Origin of the sequence: Bradyrhizobium sp. AZCC 1678 (assembly GCF_036924765.1) — a bacterium.
Lineage (GTDB): Bacteria > Pseudomonadota > Alphaproteobacteria > Rhizobiales > Xanthobacteraceae > Bradyrhizobium > Bradyrhizobium algeriense.
This window is the reverse complement of record NZ_JAZHSE010000001.1, coordinates 6,612,119-6,632,141: the sequence shown is the minus strand read 5'-3', so window position 1 is coordinate 6,632,141 and position 20,023 is coordinate 6,612,119. Positions and strand designations below refer to the sequence as shown.

Here is a 20,023-nt window from a genome sequence, read left to right as displayed (position 1 = left end):
CGATCAACCGAGCAGCAGCTTGAATCGCGCCAAAAACTGCTTCTCGGCCCGGGCCGCGGTCCACGGCGTCAGATAATCGCGCACCGTGGCCTCGGGCAGGCCGGGGTCTCTGCCGAACAGGCGTTTCGCCTCTCTTTCCGAAAATCCGGCCAGATGGGTGGCTTCGAGATAGGCGGCACCGCGATCGGCCGCCTTGATGGCCTTGGTAATTTCGTCCGCCAGAACCGGCGGCAAACCAAAGCGAATATGGATCGCCGCCAGCAGGCGCTTCTCCACCACCTTGTAGTCGCCGCCGAGCACCGCCTTGAACGGCGAGATCATGTCGCCGATGACATATTCCGGCGCGTCGTGCAGCAGCGCTGCGAGCCGGAAGCGGGCGTCGACGCGCGGCATCTGTTCGCGCATGACGGTTTCCACCAGCAGCGTGTGCTGCGCCACCGAGAAAATATGCGCGCCGCTGGTCTGCCCGTTCCAGCGCGCGACGCGCGCCAGTCCATGCGCGATGTCGGCGATCTCGATATCGAGCGGGGAAGGGTCCAGCAGGTCGAGCCGCCGCCCCGACAGCATCCGCTGCCAGGCGCGGTTGGCGACTAGGGACGATTTTCGCGCCGTCATTTGGCCTTGAGACGGGGCTTGCGAAGCTTGCCGCCGCAGGCCTCGTGGCAGAAGCAGGTGACCAGATGGTCGTTGACCATGCCGGTGGCCTGCATGAAGGCGTAGACGATGGTCGGGCCGACGAATTTGAAGCCGCGGGCGCCGAGCTCCTTTGAAATCTTGATCGAGACCGGCGTCGAGGCCGGTACGCTGGCGGTGGTCTTGAACTGGTTGACGACAGGCTTGCCGTCAACGAACTCCCACAGGAACTTGGAGAAGCCCGCGCCTTCCTCCATGATCTTCAGATAGGCCTTGGCGCTGTTGACGGCGCCTTCGATCTTGGCGCGGTTGCGCACGATGCCGGCATCGTTCATCAGCGCGTGGACCTTCTTGTCGCTGTAGCGCGCGATCTTCTCCGGCTGAAAATCGTCGAACGCTTTGCGGAAGTTTTCGCGCTTGCGCAGAATCGTGATCCACGACAGCCCGGCCTGGAAGCCATCGAGGATCAATTTTTCATAGAGCGCCCGATCGTCGTATTCGGGGACGCCCCATTCAGTGTCGTGATAGGCCATGTAGAACGGGTCTTCGCCCGGCCACGGGCACCGCAGCTTGCCGTCGGGGTGCAGGCGCGCAGATTTGCTCATGCGACGGTCTGCTTCGGTGGGGTGCGAACGTCGTTCGGGTCGGTCAGCCGGATCGCAAGGCCGCCGGCCGTCAACGGCAGTCCCGCATCGAGCGCGTCCGCAACGCGGTCGATCCGGACCAGCGCGAGGCCATGGCCGCCGGCGGTAGATCCCATGGTGCCGAGCTGCTTGTCGCCACCGAGAACGGCGACGCCGGTCTCCGGCGAAAAGTCTTCGAGCGTGACGCGCACGATCCGCGTCCGCGCGGTGCCGCGATGCTGCATCCGCGACACCACTTCCTGGCCGACATAGCAGCCCTTGTCGAAATCGACGCCGTGCAGGCGGTCCATATTTGTCTCATGCGGAAACGCGTCGCTGTACATGAAATCGAGCCCGCCGCGCGGCACGCCCAAGGCGATGCGATGGGCCTCGTAGGCGTCACTGTCGACGAGATCGGCGCCGATCAGACCGGCGACTTTATGCTTGAGATCTTCGGGCACGAGAATGCGCCAGCCAAGACCCTCATGCCGCGGATCGGCAAAAGCCAGATCGGGCTTCACGGCCGGCTCGCCCTCCCATACCGCCAGCACGCCCATGCTGTCGGAGATGTTCTCCACCGCGACCTTGGCGCGCAGCTTATAGAAGCCGAGCTTGTCGGCGAGGTTCTGCGCCAGCGCGCGAGGCGCATCGATCAGGAAGCCGACGCCATGGCCGGCGGGGGCTTCGGTGATCAGGAAATCGGCCGTGATCTTGCCCTGCGGCGTCAGCAGTGCGCCGAACCGGCCAAGGCCGGGCTGCAGCAGCGTGACGTCTGTGGTGACGAGGCCGTTGAGGAAGTTGCGGGCATCCTCGCCGCTGACCTTGACCACGCCCCGGTCCGGAAGAAACGCTGCTTTCATAAGCTAAATCAGCCTCTTTTGACGTGCTTTTTGAAGTTCCTGGGGAAACGCAGGTGGCGGATATCCCATCCGAAGTTAAGGCGCTAAGGTGCCGCCAACAAGCCCCGCGACAGCCTTGAAGCGGGCGCCTAAGGACCGATGAATCAGCGATGAATCAACGATTTGATACCATTCTAAAATCCGGCACCGTGGTCAATCAGGACGGCGAGGGCATCCGCGATATCGGCATTTCCAACGGCCGGATCGCCGCGATCGGCGGCCTCGGGCAGGCGTCCGCCGCCGAGACGATCGACTGCAGGGGCCTGCACATCCTGCCCGGCGTGATGGATACGCAGGTGCATTTCCGCGAGCCGGGCCAGACGCATAAGGAAGATCTTGAAACCGGATCGCGCAGCGCTGTGATGGGCGGGGTGACGGCGGTATTTGAAATGCCGAACACCGATCCGCTGACCGTCACGGAAGCCAACTTCACCGACAAGGTGAAGCGCGGCCGTCACCGCATGCATTGCGACTTTGCTTTCTTCATCGGCGGCACGCGCGAGAATGTTCAGGATTTACCTGAACTCGAGCGCGCACCGGGCTGCGCTGGCGTCAAGGTGTTCATCGGCTCGTCTACCGGCGCGCTGCTGGTCGAGGACGACGAGAGCCTGCGGCGTATCTTTCAGGTGATCCGCCGTCGCGCTGCCTTTCATGCCGAGGACGAATATCGCCTCAACGAGCGCAAGCCGCTGCGCATCGAGGGCGATCCGCGCTCGCATCCGGTGTGGCGGGACGAGACCGCGGCGCTGATGGCGACGCAGCGGCTGGTCAATCTCGCGCGCGAAACCGGAAAGCGCATCCATGTCCTGCACATCTCGACCAAGCAGGAGATCGAGTATCTGCGCGATCACAAGGACGTCGCGTCCTGCGAGGCGACGCCGCACCATCTGACGCTGGCCGCGCCCGAATGCTACGAGCGGCTCGGCACCCGCGCGCAGATGAACCCGCCGGTGCGCTCGGCCGATCACCGCGAGGGTATCTGGTACGGCATCGAGCAAGGCATCATCGACGTGCTCGGCTCGGACCATGCGCCGCACACGCTGGAGGAAAAGGCCAAGACCTATCCGGCTTCGCCCTCGGGGATGACCGGCGTGCAGACGCTGGTACCCTTGATGCTGGATCACGTCAATGCCGGACGGCTGTCGCTGGCGCGCTTCGTCGATCTCACCAGCGCGGGCCCCGCGCGGCTCTACAACATCGCCTGCAAGGGCCGCATTGCCGCCGGCTATGACGCCGATTTCACCATCGTCGATCTCAAGCGCAGCGAGACCATCACCAACAAATGGGTGGCCTCGCGCGCCGGCTGGACGCCCTATGACGGCGTGCGCGTCACCGGCTGGCCGGTCGGCACCTTTGTCCGAGGCAAGCGCGTGATGTGGCAGGGTGAGGTGACGACGCCGTCAACCGGCGAGCCGGTGCGGTTTCTGGAGACGTTGAAGGGGTAAGACGGTCTATCGTCCGTCATTGCGAGCGCAGCGAAGCAATCCATACTACGGCATAACGGATAGATGGATTGCTTCGTCGCTTGCGCTCCCTTGCGCAAACGCTTCGCGTTCGTCGCAGGCAATGACGACCGGCGCTAGCGGAGCGCTCTCACTGCTTCGCCAATTTCAGCGAAAACTCACCGTTCTTCACGCGAGCCGGCAGACCTTCCACGAACTTCGCCACTGCGTCCTCGCCGTAGGTCGAGACCAGTTCGGCCAGCGCCGTGAACAGGCACGCTTGCGCGAGGCAATCGCCATCGACGCCATCGTGCCGCGCTTCCGCCCAGGCCTCGCTCAAATAGCTCAGCGCAGTCTGCTTCTGCTCGAAGTCGGGAAGCGGGTCGCGGGCGGTCGGGAACGAGGCTGGGCGGCTCATGAAGCTCAACGAAATCTGCGCGCGAACCAGGGCGGAACGCATCCTAACGCGACAAGCTGTAGCACGCGCGGCGGGCTCGCCTAGGCCACATCTTTAGGAAGGGTTAACGGCGCTGCTCGAATTTCAGGCGGCGACAAAAGTTCCCGCGCGTCTCACGCAATGCAGCCGAGGATCGCCCCCGGGGTGGCGCAAACATGGTGCGCGCCGGCCTCCAGCAACTCGTCGCGGCTGCCGTATCCGTACAGCACGCCGATGCCCTTCATGCCGTTGTTCTTCGCGCCGACCATGTCGTGGCTGCGGTCGCCGATCATCAGGGTCTTGGCCGGATCAACCGATGCTTGCTTCAGCGCGTATTCGAGCAGATGGGATTTGTCCACACGGGTGCCGTCGAGTTCGGAACCGAACACGCGCTCGAAGTGATCGCGCAGACCGAAATGATCGATGATGCGCTCGGCGAACACATGCGGCTTGCTGGTGGCGACGAACAGCCGGTGGCCGGAGGCGCAGAGCGACGTCAGCACCTCGCCGATACCGTCATAGACGCCGTTCTCATAGAGGCCGACATCGGAAAATCGCTCACGATAATACGTCACGGCGAGATCGGCCGACGTCTCCGCGCCAAGCAGCCTGACGAAGCTGGCGCGCAGCGGCGGGCCGATGCACCAGGTCAGTTCGTCTTCGGTCGGCATGGTCGGATGGTCGAGCCTTTGCAGCGCATACTGGATCGAACGGGTGATGCCCGGCTTGGGGTCCGTCAGCGTTCCGTCGAGGTCGAAATAGATCGCGTCCATGGTTGCCTAGTTCGCGTAGCGCGCGGTGAGGTCGCGCGAGATCTTTGAGCCTTCCTCGATATATCTGCGGATCGCGACGGACGCCGCAGGCGTGCAGGTCCGGTAGGTCTGCTGAAAGCCGTTATAGCCGCGGTTGAAGCCCGCGATCATGCGGGCGCGGCGGTCGCCGGACGGGGTTTCGGCGTCAATCAGCGCCTGCATTTCGTTGCGCCATTTCGCCCCTTCATTGGAGCCGCAGATGCCCCGGAGGTAATGCAGGGTGCCGAGAATCTCGGCCAGCCGCTGGAGGTCGCCGTCAAACGGCGCGGCGGCATCCTGGGCCCGCGCGGGGGCCAGGTGGCATGCCGAAATGAGGATGAGGGCGGCGAGGGCGTGCTTGAGCATTTGGGGCCGATATGCCCCCTCAGTACGCCCGAGGCAAGGTGTGAGGCTCTGGGAACGGCCGCCTAGACCAGCTTTCGGGCGGCCTCGATGACCTCCAGGAGGCCGCCGGTGACCTTGAGGTCGCCGAGCCCATCCGGCGCCAGCCATTTGAAATCGTCGTGCTCGTCGTTCAGGACCGGCTCCCTGGCCGTCCAGCGCGCCGCGAACGACATGATCAGGTAATGCCCGCCGCCGCCGGCCCCGGGCAGCACCTCGCGCCAGCCGGCCAGGCCCAGAATCTCGATTCTCAAGCCGGTTTCCTCGTCCACCTCGCGGTGGAGCGCCGTGTGCAGGGATTCGCCGAATTCGACCCGGCCGCCAGGGAACGAGTAAAAACCCTTGCCGGGCGAGCGGGCGCGGCGGACCAGCAGGACCTTGCCGTCACGAAAAATCGCGCCGCTGACGGCGAGTTGGGGGTGGGTCGGCTGGACAGGGGAAGCCAAGGGGGAATCCGGTAAGCAGGGAACTTGCGGTGCGAACGATCATGCCCGATCGGTTCGCGCAGGTCTAATACGACGAGATGGAGTGAGGCGTGGCGCGGCTAGTTCGACATCACCGCTTCGATGTCGCCCTCGGTGCTGCCGTTGATGACGCCGCCGGCCAGCGCCACCAGCGGCTTGACCCAGGCGGTGGCCTGCTCGGCCAGCGTGGCGCGGGTCTTGTCCTGCTGGGCCTCGCGCATGGCGTTGCCCACCGCGGTCAGGATCGAGGTCATGGTGGCCGTGAGATTGTCGAAATTGGCACGGACCTTGGGGTCGGCGCATTCATAGGCCTCGATCGCGAGGTCGCGGGCCTTGAAGTTGGAGGCCCAGAAGTGCTCGGCGTAAGACAGCGGGGTCCAGGTGAGAAAATCCTCCGCGCATTCCGGCATGTCCGGCACCATTTCGAGCAGCATGACGGCTTCGTTGAAATGATTCAGGTAGTCGGTGGCGAGCCCGGTGCGGGGATTGATGTTGGCCGCGCGCAATTGATCCGCACGCGCCTCGTCAATACGGGCCGTCGTCGGTGGTGGCATCGGGCGATCGGCTCGCACTTCTGTGGTGGCCATGAAGGTCATCTATCCCACTGTTAACATCGGGGGTTAACACCCATTAAACAGCGGCTTATCTTGTTCAGATAATGTGCGGACGTTTTGTAATTACCTCACCGCCTGCGGCACTCCGGCAGATCTTCGGCTATATCGAGCAGCCCAATTTCCCGCCGCGGTATAATATTGCGCCCACTCAGCCAGTTCCGGTTGTGATTCTGGAAAATGGCGGCCGCCATTTTCGGCTGATGCGCTGGGGACTGATTCCGTCGTGGGTCAAAGAACCCCGCAAATTTACGCTCCTGATCAATGCTCGTTCCGAGACGGTTCTGGAGAAGCCGGCGTTCAAGAATGCCATCAAGCGGCGGCGCTGCCTGATCCCGGCCGACGGCTATTATGAATGGCAGGATGCGAGCGGCCGCAAGCGCCCCTTTTTCATCCACCGGCGCGATGGTCGGCCGGTCGGCTTTGCCGCGCTGGCGGAGACCTGGATGGGGCCGAACGGCGAGGAGACCGACAGCGTCGCCATCGTCACCGCGCCCGCCAGCCGCGACCTTGCCGTGCTGCATCACCGCGTGCCCGTGACCATTGCGCCTGAGGAATTCGAACGCTGGCTCGACGGCCGCGCGTACGATGCAGACGATGTCATGCCGCTGCTGCGCGGGCCGACTGAGGGCGAATTCGGCTGGCACGAGATTTCCACGCGCGTCAACCGCGTCGTCAATGACGACGCACAACTGCTGCTGCCGATCACCGACGAGGAGCGCGCGGCGGAGGAGCCGAAGCCTGCGAAGAAGGCCGCGCCGCGCAAGGTGACGGCGGAGGATGACGGGCAGGGGTCGTTGTTTTGAAACACAGCATTTGTAGGGTGGGCAAAGCCAACGGGTCGCGCGAATGCGCGCCCGATGACAGGCTCCGCGTGCCCACCACGCCTTCTCGAACACGGTTTAAGAATGGTGGGCATGCTGCGCTTTGCCCACCCTACAGTCCTCATTTGAAAATATGCAGCGCGGCATACTGCAGCAGCATGATGGTCTTCGCATCCACAATGCGGCCGTCTGATATCATCGCGAGCGCAGAATCGATCGGCAGTTCCAGCACCTCGATGTCTTCGCCTTCGTCGGCGAGGCCGCCGCCGCTGCTGATGCGCATCGAGGGCTCGTATTCGGCGACGAAGAAGTGCAGCTTCTCGGTGACCGAGCCCGGACTCGAGAAGGCTTCGAAGATCTTCCTGATCTCGCCGAGCCGATAACCGGTCTCCTCTTCCGCCTCGGCCCGGATCCGCACCTCGGGCGCTTCGCCGTCCAATACGCCGGCCGCAGCCTCGATCAGGAGATCGTCGTAGCCGTTGACATAGACCGGATAGCGAAACTGCCGCACCAATATCACGGTGCGCTGCGCGAGATTGTAGGGCAACACGGTGGCGCAGTTGCCGCGGTCATAGGTCTCGCGGGATTGCGTCTGCCACTCGCCGTTGGCGCGGCGATATTCGAACGTGGTTTTGTTCAAGAGGTAGTAGTCGTCGGAAAGGATCTCGACGTTCTTGACGCGGACGCGATCGGAGATAGTCATGGCTGCCTGTTCGTCTGGAAACTACGGCGTCGGCTCGCGGCCGTCGAGCCATTTGGCGAAGGTCACGGTCTGCTGGTTGTAATAGCCGAGCGACTGGTAGAATGCGTGGACCTGCGCATTGTCTTTGCGAACCATAAGTTGAAGCTTCAGGATGCCGGCCGCGCGCAGCCAGTCCTCGGCCGCGTTCATGATCGCACGGCCATAACCCTTGGCGCGGCGCTGTGGATCGGAGGCGACGTAATAGACCCAGCCGCGATGGCCGTCATAGCCGACCATCGCGGTCGCCACGATCGCGTCACCGTCGCGGCCGATCAGGATCGTTGAATTCGGCTCGCGGCGGGCGAGCGCGATGTCGGCTGCGGGATCGTTCCACGGCCGCGTCAGGCCGCAGGCCTGCCACAGCGCGATAACAGTGGCGACATCGGCGTCCGCGATGTCGGCGATGGCGAGCGCGGGAATTGTCTTCGCAGCCGTCACGGTCACAGCACCTTCCCCGGATTCATGATGCCGAGCGGATCGAGCATCGCCTTGATGCCGCGCATCAGCTCGATCGCGACCTTGTCTTTCACGTCGGGCAGTTCGTCGCGCTTGAGCACGCCGATGCCGTGCTCGGCCGAAATCGATCCGCCCATCCGCATCACGATCGCGAATACCACCTCGTTGACCTCGTGCCAGCGCGACATGAAGTCGGCGGTGTTGCCGCCGATCGGCTGGCTGACATTGTAGTGAATGTTGCCGTCGCCGAGATGGCCGAACGGTACCGGCCGCGAACCCGGAATGAGTTTTACCACCGCCGCATTGGCCTCTTCGATGAAGGCGGGCACCGCCGCGACCGGCACCGAGATATCGTGCTTGATCGAGCCGCCTTCCGGCTTCTGCGCGGCTGACATCTCGTCGCGCAGCTTCCAGAACCCGGCGCGCTGGGAGAGAGAAGCTGCGATCACGGCGTCGTCGACGATGCCTTCTTCCATGCCCTTGGCGAGGATGGATTCCAGGGCGTCGCGGGCATCGTCGCGCGAGGAGGATAACTCCATCAGCACGTACCAGGGATGCTTGGTCGTCAGGGGATCGCGGATGTCGATGCCGTGACGCAGGCTGAAATCGACGGCGATGTCGGCCAGCAATTCGAAGCTGGTGAGGCTGCCGGCCGCCTCGTTCTGCGAGATCGACAGCAGCTTCAGCGCCTCTGCCGGCGATTTGAGGCCGACATAGGCGGTCTCCACCGCACGCGGCTTTGGAAACAATTTTAGCGTCGCCGCGGTGATGATGCCGAGCGTGCCCTCAGCGCCGATGAAGAGGTTGCGCAAATCGTAGCCGGTATTGTCCTTCTTCAGTTTTGACAATCCGTTCAGGATCCGTCCATCGGCGAGCACAACCTCGAGCCCGAGCGCCATTTCGCGCGCCACGCCATACGCCAATGCAGCGGTGCCGCCGGCATTGGTGGAGAGATTGCCGCCGATGGTGCAGCTTCCTTCCGCGCCGAGCGACAGCGGGAACAGGCGGTCGACTTCGGCTACGCGGGCTTGCGCGATCTGCAGCACCACTCCGGCCTCGCACGTCATGGTGTTGGAAGCGGGATCGATCTCGCGGATCTTGTCGAGCCGCCGCATCGAGACGACGACCTCGCCATGATGCGGGGTCTGTCCGCCGACCAGGCCGGTATTGCCGCCCTGCGGCACCAGCGCGATTTTGTGCTCGCTGGCGAGCTTGCAGATCGCGGACACTTCCGCCGTAGAGCCGGGCCGCAACACCAATGGCGAACGGCCATGAAACAGGTCGCGTTCCTCGGTGACGTAGGGCGCGATATCGGCGGCATCGGTCACGGCATATTTGTCGCCGACGATGGCGCGAAACTTTGCGATCAGCTCGGCGGGAAGAGGCGGCACGGAACCTTTCTTGGAGCCCTGGACGATATTCATTTTCTTGTTCTCGTTCATTCTCGCCCGACTGCTGCGCGGCGCAGCCGGTCGTTGATGGCTTCGCCCAATCCCTCGTTCGGGATGGGCGTGACAGCGATGGTGCGCACGCCCTTGCCGTCGAGCGCGCGAAGGTGGCCGAACAGATTGGCGGCAGCCTCCGCAAGGTCGCCGCGCTCCGACAGATTCATCACTGTGGAGGTGGCGTCAATTCCCGAAATTGCTCCGAGGCCGAACGCGAGCAATGCTTCGCCGGGCTCCAGCGCTTGCGCGTTGAGGCGAACGCGCGCGCGCGGCGCGTAATGGGACGTCAGCATGCCCGGCGCCAGCGGTTGCACGCTGTCGGTTCCGGCATCCGCCGGCGGCTGCACGAGCGCGCGGCCCAGCACGCGCTCGATCTCCGCGCGCGGCACGCCGCCGGGGCGCAACAGCATCGGCGCATCGAAGCAGCCGACGACGGTGGATTCGACGCCGACGGCGACCGGCCCGCCATCGACGATCAACTCGATCCGCTCCGCAAGGTCGCTCTGCACGTGGGCGGCGGTGGTCGGGGAAACGTGGCCCGAGATGTTTGCGGATGGCGCGACCACCGGGCCGCCGAACACACGCAGGATGTCGCGCGCCACAGGATGGGCCGGTATCCGGATCGCGACCGTGTCGAGCCCGGCGGTGGCGAGGTCGGCCACCGCGCAGCTTTCCGTTTTCGGCAGCACCAGCGTCAGCGGGCCCGGCCAGAATGCCTCCGCCAGCGCGGTCGCAGCGGCGTCGAAGCGCGCGATTTTGCGGGCAGCGGCGATATTGCCGACATGGGCGATCAGCGGATTGAAGGCCGGCCGGCCCTTGGCCTGGTAGATGCGGGCGACCGCGGCCGGATTGGTGGCATCGGCGCCGAGGCCATAGACGGTCTCGGTCGGAAACGCGACCAGGCCGCCTTCGGCCAGGATACGCGCCGCCGCCGCCACGGAGGCCTCGCCGGCGGGCAAAATCTGGGTCTTCAGGGCAACATTCACTGTGATTAATTTCCTTAATCCGGCTGCTTGCGGTCGCCGACACCCAAGGCTATAAGCCGCGTTCCAAGTCGGAGTGTGGCTCAGCCCGGTAGAGCACTGCGTTCGGGACGCAGGGGTCGCAGGTTCGAATCCTGCCACTCCGACCAATTATTTTATCATTTATTCTTGCCATTCATTTTTCAGGGCTTTTTCTGATTGCTGGCGGTTCCCGAGTCAACCGTGAAGTCAACCGCGGATTCCCTGCCTGAAACGAAACATAAACATGCGTTCTCGCGGCTCAAGAAGCCCGAGATTTGCCTGACCTTGTCCCTCCTGGGGAGGGAGCAGGGAATGCCGGGTGCTTGCTGCACCCGCGGTCTCGTGTGCAATGGGCACAAGGAAGTGCGCACACGAGCATACAGGTACAGCCGGAGCACGCCGGCATTCCCTGCGCAATGGGTTGACGGCTTATGCCGCGCTCTCCCTGGAGACGAATTCGTCTTGCCTCCATCGCTGCCGGCTTGATGGCTCAATCGATCCGGTCGGATCGAATTCGCCACCGGCAGCTTGGCACCAGCCACGGGTGTCGGGACCACACGGTTTTGCCGTACGCTTCAGCGCCGTACGTCCTGCGCGCCGGATTTCGCTCACAAGATAAACTTGCCCTGCGACTCCATCTGCGCGCCGACGCCATAGCGTCCACCACATCCCGCCTCGCGTTCGTGACGATCGCGATACGCCCCTCTTGTCGAGACGGGACAGCGCGGAAATAGCCACTGATTTGGGGTGAGGGGGAAGCGAATTATTTTTGGAGAGCAGGCTGGACGACCCAAATCAGACTGAATCCATTCAGCAAATTAGATTTTTCGCGCAATGGACCCTTCAGCGTTTGGCTGAGAGATGAGCCTTGATGCCCGCAGCCATCCGATCCGAGGGGGTGCCCGGCGGGAAGAACCCGAGATACTTGCCGTCGCGATCCATCAGATAGATGAAACCCGAATGATCGACAGTGTATCCTGCAGCGCCTTCGATCGGGACTTTGGCGTAAAAGACCCGATACAAGCGCGCAGCGTCGCGAATCTGCGCAGCATCGCCTGTTAGGCCGAGCAGGCGCGGGTGAAAGAACGGCACATAGTCGGCGAGATGCGCAGGCGTATCGCGGTCGGAATCGACAGTGACGAACAACGGCTGCACCGCGTCGCCGCCGGGGCCAAGTTTGTCGACGGCCTGCCCGATCGCCATCAGATCGGTCGGGCAGACGTCCGGACAGGAGCTGAACCCGAAATAGACAAGCATCAGCTTGCCACGGAAATCGACGTCCGTACGAAGCTTGCCGGTGTGATCGATGAGAGTGAAGGGGCCGCCGATCGGCTCCTTGCCCCACATCACTGCGTCCATCAGCTCGCCGGCGCTGCGTTCGCTCTGCGCGTGCACCACGGGCACTGCACCGAGCAGTCCCGCGGCCAGGACCGGGCCGACAAGCACCCGACTGTTCCTCATGCGCCCATTGTCATACGGACGCCGGTTGTCGAAACCAGAAGCTTGTCCGGTAGCTGCGCGCGCACGGCGCGAGCGAAGTTGTCGCCGCTACAATGCATCGGGATAATCACGTCCGGCTCGAGCTTCTTGATCTCGGCGACAACTTGATTGAGATAGTCCTCGGGTGCCGGCCCGAGATGGAAGCCACCGACGATAGCATGGATCTTCTGCACGCCGGAGACTTCCTGTGCCTGCCGGACCGAATTGACGATGCCGACGTGACCGCAGGAGCTGATCACCACGAGCCCGCGGTCTTTTACATTGAAACAGGTCGCGTGCTCGTGGATGTGCTCGTCCGGAACGATCTTGCCCAGCATCTCCGCCGGCAGGTAGTGGCTCGCGTTACAGCCGAGACCGTCCTTCACAGCAAATCCGACGTACGTGTTCGGCAACACTCTTTCGATGCCCGACCTCTTGATCTTGCCCGTCGTGAAAGCGTGGTCGGCGACAACCGTCGGGTTTTCCGCCAGAACGACTGAGACCTTGTTCGCGGCCAGCTCGCGGCGATCGAGCGCGCCAAATTCGGCAAGTGCGCCGGGCGCGCCGCTATAGCGCTGGCAGAAATTGTCCTCCCCGCCGGCATAGAGTTTCACATCGGTGGGCAACGCGCTGCGGTACTTCTGCAGAAAGCCGATGAGGCCGCCGTAATGATCGAAGTGGCCATGGCTCACGACCATTGCATTGATCTTGCTGGGATCAGCGCCGGTCAGTTCGATATTGTTGAGCAGAGCTTCCGGCGTATAGCCGAAGTCGAGCATGATAGTGCGCTGCTCGTTGCCGCGCTGTGACTGGAGGTACAGAGACAACCCCCATTGGTTGTGTAGTGCGCGACGATAATCCTGCTGCCGTGGTGCCGGCTCGATCGAGACGTTCCCCACCTTGCCCGGCCGCTCGAAAATATTCTGGCTTCCATCGACCAGCACCCGGATCGAGAGTTTGTCCACCACGGGAACGTCGATCGCGGCTGCTTTGGCGATTTCGATGCAGGTGAAACTGCCGGCGGCGACGGCTCCCCCAATGGCCGCACAACCCCTCAGAAAATCGCGGCGTTTGAACTGCTCGATCATCGATTCCTCCCTGCAATGGAGCCGAGCGTTATCCTTGGCTGGATGACTCCAAAACTGGCGAAGTATAGAAGGCGCGAAATCGCGCCCTCAAATCCAATATCAATGAATAAGTAGTGCTTGCCCGCCGAAGGCACTGGTGCTGCGCTCAACTACAGAACTCCGGCACGTGCCGTTGGCAGCTCATCGAAGAATACGCCACTTTCGGTGCAGCCAAAAGAGCAGATTCACTTCCGTTTATCGCACTTGGCGTCGTTTCGCTGCGATGCGGAATTTGGTCCGCTATCGGCGGCGCATTTCGGACATCGTGTAGTAATCAAGCTCGATTTATGGGCACGCGCCCTGGTTCAAAGGACGACGGCGCACAGCGCGAGCCTTCGATGCCGCCACGCCCGCACCACAACGGGAGCGGCGATGCCGGACTTCTTTCGTACCGCGCCGTGTTGAACTCAGCGTTAGCGTGGCGTGCTGCTGGTCCCGGAATCCCGGCCGGAACTTGCAGCACCCGAACCCGTCGTTGTCTGACTGCTGCTCGGATTGGGATGCCCGGGTGCATGCGCGGAAGCACCTGGTGTTTCCTGTTGTCCCACAAATCCGGACTGTCCGGAGTCGCGGGTCTTGATGCCTTTATCCGCTTCTTCCTGCATCTGCTTGTCAGGTTGCATCTGTTGGCCAGGCGCCGTCGACTGCTGAGCCTGTGCCGGCACGGCGATGGCAATGCCAAAAGCCACCGTCATGGCGAGAATTGAAGGTCGCATGAGCCATCCTCCTATCGTTTCCTCTCCGCACAACGCGCGAGGCAGCGATGGTTTCCCCGGAGAACTTCGAAGGAGGAGAACGCAGGAACCCGCGAACAGCCAGGTCGAGATCTACAGGACCGCTCAGCTTGGCGCAGCTCTCCGATCATTGTGCGAGCTGCGCCAATCCTTTCCAGTCGAAGGTGATTCCGTGGCCGGGCCGCGTTGGCGCCAATGCCATGCCTTGGTCGAGGACCAGCGGGTGCTCGATATAACGATCGAGTCCAAATCCGTGCGCTTCGAGATAGGAGCGATTTGGGCAGGCCGCGAGAAGGTGGACCGTGATGTCGTGTGCGCCGTGGCTGGTGACCGGAAGATTGAACGCTTCGGCGAGCCGCGCGACCTTCATGAAGGCCGTGACGCCGCCGCAATTGGTGACGTCGGGCTCGGGATAGGACACCGCGCCGGCCGCGATATAGTTCTTGAACTCCCAGAGCGAGCGCAGGTTTTCGCCGGCCGCAATCGGCACGCCGCCGGCAGCCATGATGCGGGCATGACCGGCAATATCATCGGGAATGATCGGCTCTTCGAGCCAGGTGAGGTCGTAGGGCTGCAACGCGCGCGCGGCGCGGATGGCTTCCTCGACCGTCCATTTCATGTTGGCGTCCGCCATCAGAGGAAAGCCGTCACCGAGATGTTGGCGCATCGCCTGCACGCGCGCGATGTCGGATGCGAGTTCGGGGCGGCCGACCTTCATCTTGATGGCGCGAAAGCCCTTGGCAAGATTATCATCGGTTTGCCTGAGAAGCGCTTCAACAGAGAGATCGAGGTCGATGCCGCCGGCGTAGCAGGGCACACGAACGTCGAAGCCACCGAGCAGACGGAACAGCGGCAGATTGGCGCGGCGCGCCTTCAGGTCCCACAGGGCGATATCGAGCGCCGAGAGCGCAAGCACGGGCGGTCCGCCGCGCCCGCCATAATGCAGGCCCCACCAGATATAATGCCAGATGGCCTCGGTGTCGTCGGCGTGCCGGCCCTCGATCAGTTCAGGGATCTCCCGCTTGAGGATGTCGGCAATCGCGCCGCCATTACGCCCGACGGTGTAGGTGTAGCCCGTGCCTTCAGTCCCGTCTGAATCGCGAACGCGGCATGTCACCAGTTCGAAGGCTGCGATTTCGCCATGCGTGCTGTCGGAGAGGGTAACCGTCAGCGGGATCCGATAGAGTTCAGTCTCGACCGTTTTGATTGTTGTCATTGATTTCCACCCGAGTTTTCTTCGTGCATATTGAATTGGGCGCGCCGATAGGTTGGTTTGACCCCCTTCCACTTTTGTCCACTTTACCGTGGTCCCGTTTAACGCACCACGTCCGGCACCGCGGACCTTAAGTTTGCGTAATCTCATTGCAGCCAGGAACGTCTGAACCATCTAGGTGACAGGCGGGAGCGTTAAAACCTGCCCTTCAACTGACACCCAGCGGCCGTGCTCAGAAAAGGCGAGCTGGGTTCTTTTGGATTTAACGCAGGTCCTGCCTCATTGGCCTCAGAGGCGACGATGATTTCTACCTCTCAGTTTCGAAATGCCCGCTGGTTGGAAAAAGACGATCGGCTCTTGCGCGCGATGTCTAAGGCCGGGGAGGGCCTCACGCTGATGACGGTCAAACCCAATCGGCCAATGACGTCCGTCAAGGTGCGTGCCGTCGATTCCGGCTCTGTCTCGCCAGCTCTATTCGAAGTGAACCCGATGCGGCCTTGAAACGTTAGATCAGGCACCCAATCGGCGGAATTTACGTGGAGAGCGTCCAGGCATATCTAGGTCGGAAGTACCAGGAACTCAGGCTGATCAATGACTGCCTGAGACACCCCTTGCCGTTGACCTGCCCGCGGTCGGTCAGCGAAGTCATTCGGCACAAGTTTCAGCTCACCGCTGCCCTTAAGGCAGAGCACGCCCTGCATGACTGGAACGTCACCGAGACGGCTTGGGCACATCCCGGCCAACAGCGCATCGGCCCCCTTCGAATTTCGATACGACTACCAGCGCGCCGATCTCGATGTGCGCGGCCCCTCTTTCTACGAACGCGAGTGCGGCGCGATCGATACCATCTATACGGCTTCCGGCATGGCCGCGATCTCGGCTCTGCTGTTGGCGTCTGCCCGGGTGACCGGAAGGGCGGACATTGTGGTCCTGCCTGGTGCCTATGGTGAGACGCAGGAGTTCATCGAAGGCTATGCCGATCGTTTGCGGATGATTGCGCTGAAGCGCCCCTTGGAAGAGGGCGCCGCTCGGAGATCGGCTTCGTCGCGGATAATGTTACTGGACTCCTCCGCATCCGCTTCCGCGTTTGATGCCGGGCTTCAGTCCACGAAATCGGCGCCTGATTTCTTGATCTTCGATACCACCTGCTTCTCCAGCGCGTCAGGGCGCATCCGGTGGGTGTTGGGACGTGCTCGAGAATTGACTATCCCTGTTGTCATGGTGCGTAGCCATACGAAGCTGGATTCGCTCGGGGCAGAGTACGGTCGATTGGGCTCCGTGACTTTCGTTAATTGGGAAAGGAACGTACCCCGCGGATCGAAGCTCAGAGAACTTCCGGTCGAAACGCGAAATGCTGTTCGGCTATTGGGCGGCGCGGCGCTGCCAGCGCATTTCCCTCCCTACATCGGCGCACCGTTATATCGCGAGCTGACGAACAAACGAATCGCGGCCATTTTGCGCAACAGCCGTCGCGCCAGCCGGTATTTTGCGACCGCTCTCCCAGGCTTGACGGCCGAACTCCATTTCGTTCATGGCCTCTACGTCACGATCGGAAGCCAGCAGCCGCTTGATGAGGCAACGGCGAGACGGACGGCTGCGGAAATGAGCAACGATCTCGCCCGGACGGGTTTGCCAATCCAGCACGCAGGGAGTTTCGGGTTTGATTTTGCAGGGGCAGAATGGTTCCATAATCCCACGACTGATCGCTATAGCATCCGCATCGCGGTGTCCGATCTTCCCACCACGATCTGGGATGATCTTGATGAAGCGATTGCCCGGTGGTGGTCGACGCACCAGCGCAGGAAACTTGAGAACCCATCTCACCGTTCCATGCCGAGTGCATTCTCTACTTGAGTATGCAGGGGCGCGAATTGGGGGTAGGTTTTCCGGTGACGGATGTTTGAAACCTGCGCACGGCCCAAAGGTCACGTACAAATAAAGGTCACGTACGAATACGGTGAGCCAACGGTTCCCGTTTCCAAATCAGGAAATCAGGCGCAAGCTTCCCCTGTGCGCTGTGGGCAACAAGACAAGCTTAATGATTGAGCCGCAGATTCGTCTTAGGTTGCACTTGGGAACGACACCCGGCGTCAGCAGGGTGTTCATGGATGGAGGCTTGGATGCCCAGACAATTCGGCTTGAAGGCAACATCATCAGCCACACGGCCGGCGTCCGCAGGATCATCCCGCGCAACGCCGGGCCGGAATGAACCGGCGTCTGCATTGAAGAGCCGTTCTCCGGGCAGTTCCGCTCCGGGCAGTTCCGAGGCGTCAAATCTCGCTTCGCAATGCTCGGAGCTGCCGTTCTCACCGGCGAGCTGGCGCGGCGGCCGTGATCGGCGATCCATCTCGGCAGAGTGAAAATCCTCGCGCCGAAATCCTCCGCACCGAGGCGCGCTTGCCTTTGCTTTGGCCGCGCCGCGTCAATCGCGGCGGTTTCGACCTTACGTGCTCCGTTCGGGAAGGTCGCCAAGGAGGTTTGACAGCTTGACCGCCAGCTTTCGCAGCCGGGCATTCTCTTCGAGTAGCACCCCGACATTATCGGTTTTCTGATGCTGCGCGTCATCACCCCGAAGTCCGTCGACTTCGTCGAGCAGGGGCGCCAGGGCGGTGAGAAGTTCGTCGCTCTGCAGCAGTGCTTCATTTGCCTGACGCACGTCATTGCCTTCACGCAGCGGCACGACATTGTCGGCATGTCCGACATTTCGAAATGAATCGCGGCGGGCTTGTTTGTCTTGCGGCGGATATTCGATACTCATGACACATTCCTGTTCACAAGGTGGCCCGGTCGTCGGTTCGACGACAAGCTTTCCATTGAGTCGAGGGCGAATTTGCGTCGGAAACGGAACAAGGATGAGGCTCGCCGGAAAGCCACACGTCCTTTGATTCACACGGCAGATCGAATTAGGCCAAATTTTTGACGTATCGCGAACCATTCTGACGTCCGCGCGGCTGGGGAGCAAACCATCTTATTTTGGGGCGTATCGATGACCGATTTCCTGACCAATGCGGATCACTGGCGCAAACGCGCGGAACTGACAAGGGCGTTAGCCGCGAACGCCGTCAAGGACCAGGGGCGTTTGCTCAAGGTGGCGGAGGAGTACGACCGTCTGGCGGCTCACGCCGAACGGCGACGCAGTGCGATGGTCCCGGCTGGTTCCTACGCTTCGGCAAGCCGGCCCGAGTAAGTCCTGCTCCATCGAAAAACCGTCGGAAGAGGCGGGCATTTCCGCTTCAGTTGACGCATTTCGATGCTGTCGCGGCGGAGAAGTGCACCGCCAACCCCAGATGTGTGACCTGTAAAACACAACCGCGGGGTAACGTTCAAAGCATTGTGATCATGCGATTGCAGGAGAATCAACGAATCACCTAGACCGTTAGCGGGGCTGGGAAGCGGAGAGTTAGTATGAGAGTCGCTTCCTTAGAAAGTGTACTGACGGCGGCTACGCTGGTGTTGGCCATCGTTATCGTGCTGTGGGGAATCAAGATTTTCCACGGTGTATGAGCAGGCGTGCTGGCGTCGAACTGGAAACCTCCGGTCAAGAAGAGGTTCGCGACAAAGGCGTCACTTCCGCGGCGGCGGAGGCCTTTTCATTTTTAGTTGCCGACGCATAGTTCGCCGGAGGCTTTGTTCCTTCCGACGCGTATCGAGTTTGGTTTACGGCCTGGCGCGAATTCCGCACAGGCCGCGAGAGGCATTGGTTGCAAGTCCGGCATGCATTTTGGTTATTATCTAATGATCGCAGCGCTCGTTCTCATGGGGCTGGAAGTTCTTTACGCGCTTTATCAACTGGCCACGTTTCTTTGAGAGAAACTTTTCGGCTCTGATTGAATCAGAACCCGTCCTAGATTGTTGTTTTGACGCGTTTTCCTGACGCGGAGCCGGTCCTGGTCCGAGGACATGCTCTGCTCGAAGACGCCACACATCGCACGCGCAGGCTGCAGCGCCAGCCTCCGCGCGCTTCAAGATTCGCCGCAATCACGCCGCTTTAGCGCCGGGGTCGCCTCCGCGCGCTTCCAATTTTAGTCGCAAAATTGCCCGCCGACTCACCTCATTCTCCGCGCGCGACAAAGAGACTGGGGGCTCGTTCCGCATTTTAAAATTGGAGTATCATCATGCGAGTAGACCATCCGCAGCTTAATAAGCGAGACCGACGCGCAGAACCCTCATTTTGGGTTGAGGAACCGACCGACGACGCTCTTTCACTGCTTGAGAATGCCCTTCGCGGGGACGAGCCCGCCCTTCGTCACGACGACCAGGCCGACGAAGCTCATTCGCTGATCGAAGAGAATGCCCGGCTTCGGGAGCTTTTGGCTCAGCTATCGGACGTCATTCGCAAAAACGGCGTTCACCAGCGCTAACGCGCAACGAATTGATCGCGGCCCCGCCCCGGCAAGAGTGGTTCAACCACTGCCGCGGCGGGGCCGCTCCATTTTCGATGATTGAATTCACGCGAACGCCGCCCGCACGGGAAGCGGCGAATAATCGGACGGTACAGGCGCCGCCGGCAAGCTTCGACAAAAAGCGAACCGCCTGCCGCAGCTGACAGTGGCCCGCTTCAAAGCGGCCGTTCAAAAGAAACGACCCCAGCTTCGGGGGCTGGGGTCCACTGGGGTCGTTCTATGCCGGGGCGCGCCGATCCCCATGCCGACCCGGCATGTGCCCGAGGTAAATCTGATTCCAGCCGATGTCTGTAGG

General features: G+C 62.0%; 23 protein-coding genes and 1 tRNA gene. 6 read left to right on the top strand and 18 right to left on the bottom strand.

What is annotated here, in order from left to right; translation table 11 throughout:
- Nucleotides 1-3: 3 nt before the first annotated feature.
- From V1294_RS31845 to ygfZ, 3 genes are read right to left on the bottom strand one after another with little or no spacing between them, the layout of a single operon-like run.
- Nucleotides 4-615 carry an HD family hydrolase gene (locus V1294_RS31845; protein ID WP_334502784.1) on the bottom strand — a complete coding sequence of 204 codons (612 nt, stop codon included), beginning with the start codon at nt 613-615 and terminating at the stop codon, nt 4-6.
- Nucleotides 612-1,238, bottom strand: coding sequence for a DNA-3-methyladenine glycosylase I (locus V1294_RS31840; protein ID WP_334502782.1), 627 nt, complete (start codon nt 1,236-1,238; stop codon nt 612-614). The genes V1294_RS31845 and V1294_RS31840 overlap by 4 nt, the downstream gene beginning before the upstream one ends.
- Nucleotides 1,235-2,116, bottom strand: a complete 882-nt coding sequence (gene ygfZ, locus V1294_RS31835) for a CAF17-like 4Fe-4S cluster assembly/insertion protein YgfZ (RefSeq protein ID WP_334502780.1) — start codon at nt 2,114-2,116, stop codon at nt 1,235-1,237. Before ygfZ ends, V1294_RS31840 begins: the two co-directional genes overlap by 4 nt.
- A gap of 149 nt (nt 2,117-2,265) precedes the next feature.
- Between ygfZ and V1294_RS31830 the strand changes: the two genes are divergently transcribed.
- Nucleotides 2,266-3,600 (top strand): dihydroorotase, encoded by a 1,335-nt coding sequence (locus tag V1294_RS31830; RefSeq protein ID WP_334502778.1) that lies wholly within the window; start codon nt 2,266-2,268, stop codon nt 3,598-3,600.
- A 148-nt stretch (nt 3,601-3,748) separates the two neighbouring features.
- Here the strand turns inward: V1294_RS31830 and V1294_RS31825 are convergent, their stop codons facing one another.
- The 5 genes from V1294_RS31825 to V1294_RS31805 all read right to left on the bottom strand — a co-directional run bounded on the left by V1294_RS31825 (nt 3,749) and on the right by V1294_RS31805 (nt 6,244).
- Nucleotides 3,749-4,015, bottom strand: coding sequence for a hypothetical protein (locus V1294_RS31825; RefSeq protein ID WP_334502775.1), 267 nt, complete (start codon nt 4,013-4,015; stop codon nt 3,749-3,751).
- Between the two features lie 152 nt (nt 4,016-4,167).
- Nucleotides 4,168-4,806, bottom strand: a complete 639-nt coding sequence (locus V1294_RS31820; RefSeq protein WP_334502772.1) for an HAD family hydrolase — start codon at nt 4,804-4,806, stop codon at nt 4,168-4,170.
- Between the two features lie 6 nt (nt 4,807-4,812).
- A complete protein-coding gene (locus V1294_RS31815) occupies nt 4,813-5,190 on the bottom strand; it encodes a TIGR02301 family protein (protein ID WP_247784420.1) in 378 nt (125 codons plus the stop codon).
- 62 nt (nt 5,191-5,252) lie between these two features.
- Nucleotides 5,253-5,672, bottom strand: a complete 420-nt coding sequence (locus V1294_RS31810) for an NUDIX hydrolase (RefSeq protein WP_108518564.1) — start codon at nt 5,670-5,672, stop codon at nt 5,253-5,255.
- 98 nt (nt 5,673-5,770) lie between these two features.
- Nucleotides 5,771-6,244: a hypothetical protein gene (locus V1294_RS31805; RefSeq protein ID WP_334504898.1), complete on the bottom strand. Its 474-nt coding sequence runs from the start codon at nt 6,242-6,244 to the stop codon at nt 5,771-5,773.
- Between the two features lie 104 nt (nt 6,245-6,348).
- Between V1294_RS31805 and V1294_RS31800 the strand changes: the two genes are divergently transcribed.
- Nucleotides 6,349-7,107 carry an SOS response-associated peptidase gene (locus V1294_RS31800; protein ID WP_334502769.1) on the top strand — a complete coding sequence of 253 codons (759 nt, stop codon included), beginning with the start codon at nt 6,349-6,351 and terminating at the stop codon, nt 7,105-7,107.
- A 139-nt stretch (nt 7,108-7,246) separates the two neighbouring features.
- Here the strand turns inward: V1294_RS31800 and V1294_RS31795 are convergent, their stop codons facing one another.
- Genes V1294_RS31795 through V1294_RS31780 form a run of 4 tightly spaced genes read right to left on the bottom strand, consistent with a single transcriptional unit; the run spans nt 7,247 to nt 10,754 of the window.
- On the bottom strand, nt 7,247-7,828 hold the full coding sequence (locus V1294_RS31795; protein ID WP_334502767.1) for an NUDIX domain-containing protein: 582 nt from the start codon (nt 7,826-7,828) through the stop codon (nt 7,247-7,249).
- A gap of 21 nt (nt 7,829-7,849) precedes the next feature.
- Nucleotides 7,850-8,287: a GNAT family acetyltransferase gene (locus V1294_RS31790; protein ID WP_417021279.1), complete on the bottom strand. Its 438-nt coding sequence runs from the start codon at nt 8,285-8,287 to the stop codon at nt 7,850-7,852.
- A 20-nt stretch (nt 8,288-8,307) separates the two neighbouring features.
- The gene (locus tag V1294_RS31785) at nt 8,308-9,747 is read right to left on the bottom strand and encodes an FAD-binding oxidoreductase (RefSeq protein WP_334502764.1); all 1,440 of its coding nucleotides are present in this window, start codon (nt 9,745-9,747) and stop codon (nt 8,308-8,310) included.
- Nucleotides 9,748-9,761: 14 nt separating this feature from the next.
- Complete coding sequence (locus V1294_RS31780) at nt 9,762-10,754, bottom strand: L-threonylcarbamoyladenylate synthase (RefSeq protein ID WP_334502762.1); 993 nt, start codon at nt 10,752-10,754, stop codon at nt 9,762-9,764.
- 69 nt (nt 10,755-10,823) lie between these two features.
- Here V1294_RS31780 and V1294_RS31775 point away from each other — a divergent pair.
- A tRNA-Pro gene (locus tag V1294_RS31775) sits at nt 10,824-10,900 on the top strand.
- A 715-nt stretch (nt 10,901-11,615) separates the two neighbouring features.
- On the opposite strand, the gene V1294_RS31770 is transcribed toward V1294_RS31775, so the two are convergent.
- The 4 genes from V1294_RS31770 to V1294_RS31755 all read right to left on the bottom strand — a co-directional run bounded on the left by V1294_RS31770 (nt 11,616) and on the right by V1294_RS31755 (nt 15,328).
- Nucleotides 11,616-12,233: an SCO family protein gene (locus tag V1294_RS31770; protein ID WP_334484230.1), complete on the bottom strand. Its 618-nt coding sequence runs from the start codon at nt 12,231-12,233 to the stop codon at nt 11,616-11,618.
- A complete protein-coding gene (locus V1294_RS31765) occupies nt 12,230-13,339 on the bottom strand; it encodes an MBL fold metallo-hydrolase (protein ID WP_334502760.1) in 1,110 nt (369 codons plus the stop codon). The genes V1294_RS31770 and V1294_RS31765 overlap by 4 nt, the downstream gene beginning before the upstream one ends.
- Before the next feature lie 452 nt (nt 13,340-13,791).
- Nucleotides 13,792-14,094 (bottom strand): hypothetical protein, encoded by a 303-nt coding sequence (locus V1294_RS31760; RefSeq protein WP_334502758.1) that lies wholly within the window; start codon nt 14,092-14,094, stop codon nt 13,792-13,794.
- A 145-nt stretch (nt 14,095-14,239) separates the two neighbouring features.
- Nucleotides 14,240-15,328: a mandelate racemase/muconate lactonizing enzyme family protein gene (locus V1294_RS31755; RefSeq protein ID WP_334502756.1), complete on the bottom strand. Its 1,089-nt coding sequence runs from the start codon at nt 15,326-15,328 to the stop codon at nt 14,240-14,242.
- A 696-nt stretch (nt 15,329-16,024) separates the two neighbouring features.
- Between V1294_RS31755 and V1294_RS31750 the strand changes: the two genes are divergently transcribed.
- The gene (locus tag V1294_RS31750; RefSeq protein WP_334502754.1) at nt 16,025-17,179 is read left to right on the top strand and encodes a hypothetical protein; all 1,155 of its coding nucleotides are present in this window, start codon (nt 16,025-16,027) and stop codon (nt 17,177-17,179) included.
- 129 nt (nt 17,180-17,308) lie between these two features.
- Here the strand turns inward: V1294_RS31750 and V1294_RS31745 are convergent, their stop codons facing one another.
- A complete protein-coding gene (locus tag V1294_RS31745; RefSeq protein WP_334502752.1) occupies nt 17,309-17,548 on the bottom strand; it encodes a hypothetical protein in 240 nt (79 codons plus the stop codon).
- 220 nt (nt 17,549-17,768) lie between these two features.
- Complete coding sequence (locus V1294_RS31740; RefSeq protein WP_108518580.1) at nt 17,769-18,083, bottom strand: hypothetical protein; 315 nt, start codon at nt 18,081-18,083, stop codon at nt 17,769-17,771.
- Between the two features lie 228 nt (nt 18,084-18,311).
- Between V1294_RS31740 and V1294_RS31735 the strand changes: the two genes are divergently transcribed.
- Nucleotides 18,312-18,512: a hypothetical protein gene (locus V1294_RS31735; RefSeq protein ID WP_108518582.1), complete on the top strand. Its 201-nt coding sequence runs from the start codon at nt 18,312-18,314 to the stop codon at nt 18,510-18,512.
- Between the two features lie 928 nt (nt 18,513-19,440).
- A complete protein-coding gene (locus V1294_RS31730; RefSeq protein WP_108518585.1) occupies nt 19,441-19,686 on the top strand; it encodes a hypothetical protein in 246 nt (81 codons plus the stop codon).
- Nucleotides 19,687-20,023: the final 337 nt, after the last annotated feature.

Bases quoted from the DNA above. Each gene is read 5' to 3' on its own strand.
- V1294_RS31845 (WP_334502784.1), bottom strand. From the start codon at position 615: ATGACGGCGCGAAAATCGTCCCTAGTCGCCAACCGCGCCTGGCAGCGG.
- V1294_RS31840 (WP_334502782.1), bottom strand. From the start codon at position 1,238: ATGAGCAAATCTGCGCGCCTGCACCCCGACGGCAAGCTGCGGTGCCCG.
- ygfZ (WP_334502780.1), bottom strand. From the start codon at position 2,116: ATGAAAGCAGCGTTTCTTCCGGACCGGGGCGTGGTCAAGGTCAGCGGC.
- V1294_RS31830 (WP_334502778.1), top strand. From the start codon at position 2,266: ATGAATCAACGATTTGATACCATTCTAAAATCCGGCACCGTGGTCAAT.
- V1294_RS31825 (WP_334502775.1), bottom strand. From the start codon at position 4,015: ATGAGCCGCCCAGCCTCGTTCCCGACCGCCCGCGACCCGCTTCCCGAC.
- V1294_RS31820 (WP_334502772.1), bottom strand. From the start codon at position 4,806: ATGGACGCGATCTATTTCGACCTCGACGGAACGCTGACGGACCCCAAG.
- V1294_RS31815 (WP_247784420.1), bottom strand. From the start codon at position 5,190: ATGCTCAAGCACGCCCTCGCCGCCCTCATCCTCATTTCGGCATGCCAC.
- V1294_RS31805 (WP_334504898.1), bottom strand. From the start codon at position 6,244: ATGCCACCACCGACGACGGCCCGTATTGACGAGGCGCGTGCGGATCAA.
- V1294_RS31800 (WP_334502769.1), top strand. From the start codon at position 6,349: ATGTGCGGACGTTTTGTAATTACCTCACCGCCTGCGGCACTCCGGCAG.
- V1294_RS31795 (WP_334502767.1), bottom strand. From the start codon at position 7,828: ATGACTATCTCCGATCGCGTCCGCGTCAAGAACGTCGAGATCCTTTCC.
- V1294_RS31785 (WP_334502764.1), bottom strand. From the start codon at position 9,747: ATGAATATCGTCCAGGGCTCCAAGAAAGGTTCCGTGCCGCCTCTTCCC.
- V1294_RS31770 (WP_334484230.1), bottom strand. From the start codon at position 12,233: ATGAGGAACAGTCGGGTGCTTGTCGGCCCGGTCCTGGCCGCGGGACTG.
- V1294_RS31765 (WP_334502760.1), bottom strand. From the start codon at position 13,339: ATGATCGAGCAGTTCAAACGCCGCGATTTTCTGAGGGGTTGTGCGGCC.
- V1294_RS31760 (WP_334502758.1), bottom strand. From the start codon at position 14,094: ATGCGACCTTCAATTCTCGCCATGACGGTGGCTTTTGGCATTGCCATC.
- V1294_RS31755 (WP_334502756.1), bottom strand. From the start codon at position 15,328: ATGACAACAATCAAAACGGTCGAGACTGAACTCTATCGGATCCCGCTG.
- V1294_RS31750 (WP_334502754.1), top strand. From the start codon at position 16,025: ATGACTGGAACGTCACCGAGACGGCTTGGGCACATCCCGGCCAACAGC.
- V1294_RS31745 (WP_334502752.1), bottom strand. From the start codon at position 17,548: ATGCAGACGCCGGTTCATTCCGGCCCGGCGTTGCGCGGGATGATCCTG.
- V1294_RS31740 (WP_108518580.1), bottom strand. From the start codon at position 18,083: ATGAGTATCGAATATCCGCCGCAAGACAAACAAGCCCGCCGCGATTCA.
- V1294_RS31735 (WP_108518582.1), top strand. From the start codon at position 18,312: ATGACCGATTTCCTGACCAATGCGGATCACTGGCGCAAACGCGCGGAA.
- V1294_RS31730 (WP_108518585.1), top strand. From the start codon at position 19,441: ATGCGAGTAGACCATCCGCAGCTTAATAAGCGAGACCGACGCGCAGAA.